The sequence below is a fragment of the Brachyspira catarrhinii genome, from assembly GCF_005518285.1.
GTDB lineage: Bacteria > Spirochaetota > Brachyspiria > Brachyspirales > Brachyspiraceae > Brachyspira > Brachyspira catarrhinii.
The window spans coordinates 1-3,646 of sequence record NZ_SJDU01000239.1; the positions used below are offsets into that span (position 1 = coordinate 1).

Consider the following 3,646-nt stretch of genomic DNA (forward strand, 5'->3'; position numbering starts at 1 on the left):
TAAAATATATGTTAATATATGCATAACTAATGAATAAAAATCATTTGCAAAAATGTATTTATCTATTATAATAATAAAAAAGAAAATATTGTTACAGAAAATAGGACTATAAATTGAAAGTATCTATTGAATACATAAAAAAACTATTATATGCTTTAGGATATAGAGAAATCCATTCTGGGATATTTAATAAAAAATATAAAAATAATTATACTATAATTATAGATTTTGAAAAAGAAAAAATTTTCTACATAGATAATAATTTTGACAAAAATATCAAATTAGGAGATGAAACAACTTCTAATTTTGAAAACAGTGAAAATTTTGTTGTTTTGGAATGTGTTGACAGACTTTTAGAAAAAGGATACAGTCCTGATAGTATAACACTTGAAAAAAAGTGGGAAATGGGCAGAAAAGAGAAAGGCAAACTAGACATACTTATTTCAAAAGATAATGTATCATATTTGATGATAGAATGTAAAACTTGGGGTAATGAGTTTAATAAAGAATATAAAAATATGATAAATAAAAAAGGAGGACAATTATTCAGCTATTATAATCAAGATAGAAACGCTGAATATTTATGCTTATATACTTCAAGATTAAATGATATTGAAAAAATAGAATACAAAAATGAAATAGTAAAAATTGATAAAGAATTAAAGACACTTGCTAATGTAGTAGAAATATATAATAGATGGAATAAACAATTTTCATTTAATGGAATATTTGAAGAAGATATTTTACCGTATGGAATACAGGCAAAAGCACTTTTAAAAAAAGATTTGAAACCTATAACTCCTGATGATAGTAAGAAAATATATAATCAATTTTTAGAAATATTAAGGCATAATGTAGTTTCAGATAAACCTAATGCATTTAATAAAATATTTAACCTATTTGTATGCAAAGTATTTGATGAAGAATATACAAGATTAGATGAAGAATTATCTTTTCAATGGATAGAAATAAGTGATAATTATGAAATATTTATTGATAGATTAAATATACTATTTAAAAAAGGAATGAATAATTATTTAAAAAAAGATATTTTTTATATATCAATTGATGAAATTGATAAGAAAAAAGAAAGTGAACTCAAAGAATATTTAAAAAAAGCTATGATTTATAAAAATCAGGAATTTTCATTTATTGATATTTTTGATAAAAAAGATTTTAAAAGAAATGCATTTATTGTCAAAGAGGTTGTGGAACTTTTACAAGGATATCAATTCAGATATACAGAAAAACATCAGTTTTTAGGAGACTTTTTTGAAAATCTTTTAAACACAGGTTTTAAACAGGAAGTAGGACAATTTTTTACTCCGAGAATATTGACAAGATTCATTGTACAATCACTTCCTATAAAAGAAATAATGGTTAATAAAATACTTGAAGATAATATATATTTTATTCCTCATATTATCGATTTTGCATGTGGAAGCGGACACTTTTTAACGGAAGTCATGGATATTATAAAAAAGGGAATTTCTGATATTTGGTATGATGTTTCAAATTGTAAATTAAAAATATTAGAAAAAATTAGTGAAACTTTGCATATTTATGATATAAATTCTGATAAATTTTCTTGGGCAAAGGATTATATATATGGAATAGAAAATGACTACAGACTTGTAAAGACAACAAAACTATCATGTTTTTTTAACGGAGACGGAGAAGCCCAAATACTTCAAACTTCTGGTATTTATCCTTTTACCCATGATGATTATAGAGGTACATTATTAGATACCACAAATAAAGAAAATGAAAAATTTGATATAGTTATTTCAAATCCTCCTTATTCTGTAAGCGGATTTAAATCTATAATGGATAGAAATTCAGATAAGGCTTTTGATTTATACAAATATATAACAGACAGTAGTAAAGAAATAGAAGTAATATTTATAGAGCGTATGAAACAATTATTAAAACCTAATGGTTATGCTGCAATAATACTTCCTGTTTCCATACTTCAAAATGACGGACTTTATGAAAAGGCAAGAACTATTATATTTGAAAATTTCTATTTAAAAGGAATTGTGAAATTAGGAGATAATGCATTTCAAGCTACAAATACTAGTACAGTTGTATTATTTTTACAAAAAAGAGAAAAATCTATTCGTTTGGAAAACAAAGAAAGTTATATAAATATGTGTAAAAATAAAAAACTTTTAATAATAGATACCGGTAAAAAAGAGGATGAAAAAAAATTTTTGGGATATAGTTTTAGTACTAGAAGAGGAAGCGAAGGAATAACAGAAGAAAGAGATAAAGAAGGTAGATATTTAGGCAGTTTATTAGATGAAAAAAATAGAGATAATATAAATAAAGCTAATTATTATATGCTTCAAGCTTTTTATAACAATTATCCTAATGTAGTTAAAGATTTAGAAAAAAATATATATGTTTTAGATTTAGAAGATTGTTTTAATTTTGAAGCTGATAATTTTTTAAATAGTATTAGTTTAACTAAAAAAAAAATCATAACAACTAAATATCCGCTAGTTAAATTATCTGATAATTCACTTAATATGGTATTATATAGTGGAAGCAGACCTAAAGGTGGAGTTAAAAAAAATAATGAAGGTGTTATATCTTTAGGTGGAGAACATATAAATGCATACACAGGAAGAATTAATTTAGATAAATTAAAATATATACCAATAGAATATGCTAAAACTATGCCTATAAATACAAAAGTTTTAGAAAATGATATTCTAATTTGCAAAGATGGAGCTTTAACTGGAAAAATAGCTTTAGCAAAAAATATAAATAATGATATGTATATAAATGAACATATATTGAAAGTAAGATTTTCAAATGAAGTAAATCAAAAATTTATATTTTATTATTTATTCATTTTTAATAATGTACTGAAAGAATTAAAAACAGGTGCTGCACAAGGAGGTTTAAATAGAGATAATTTTGGAAATTTATCAGTTCCTATACCTCCAATTGAAAAACAGAAAGAAATAGTTTCTATTATGGACGAACAGGAAAATATTATTTTAGAACAAGAAAAAATAATTAAAGAATTAAATAATAAAATAATATCATTTGATTTTTCAAAATATAAAAATAAGTCAATAAAATTAAATGAAATAATTTCTCTAGAATATGGTATATCATTACCAGAAAAAAATAGAATTTTAGGGGAATATCCTGTTTATGGTTCAAATGGAATAGTTGGATATCATAATAAATTTTTAGTAGAAGCTCCAAATATCATTATTGGAAGGAAAGGATCGGCAGGGGAAATTAATTTTGCAAATCAAAATTTTACTCCAATAGACACAACTTTTTATGTAAAACCTTTAGTACTATTAGAAATGAAATATTTATTTTATTTACTAAAAACTTTAAATTTACCTCAATATAGAACTGGTCTAGGTTCAGGTGGCATTAATAGACAATTTATATTAAATTTAGATATAAATTATATTGATGCAATTGAGAAACAAAAAGATATAGTTTCAAAATTAGAAAAATATGAACAAGAAATAGAACAAGCTCAATTAAAAATAGATAATGCTAAAATTAAGCAAAGAGAAATAATGGACGATATATTTCAAATTGATTGATTAAAATTTATTTGCAAAAACATAATCACTATATTATAATATATCATCAATATAAAAGTATAATA

General features: G+C 22.9%; 1 protein-coding gene. It reads left to right on the forward strand.

The genetic code is table 11. The features are described 5' to 3' along the window. Positions 1–113 precede the first annotated feature (113 nt). Positions 114–3,581, forward strand: coding sequence for an N-6 DNA methylase (locus EZH24_RS08695; protein WP_137998775.1), 3,468 nt, complete (start codon positions 114–116; stop codon positions 3,579–3,581). Positions 3,582–3,646: the final 65 nt, after the last annotated feature.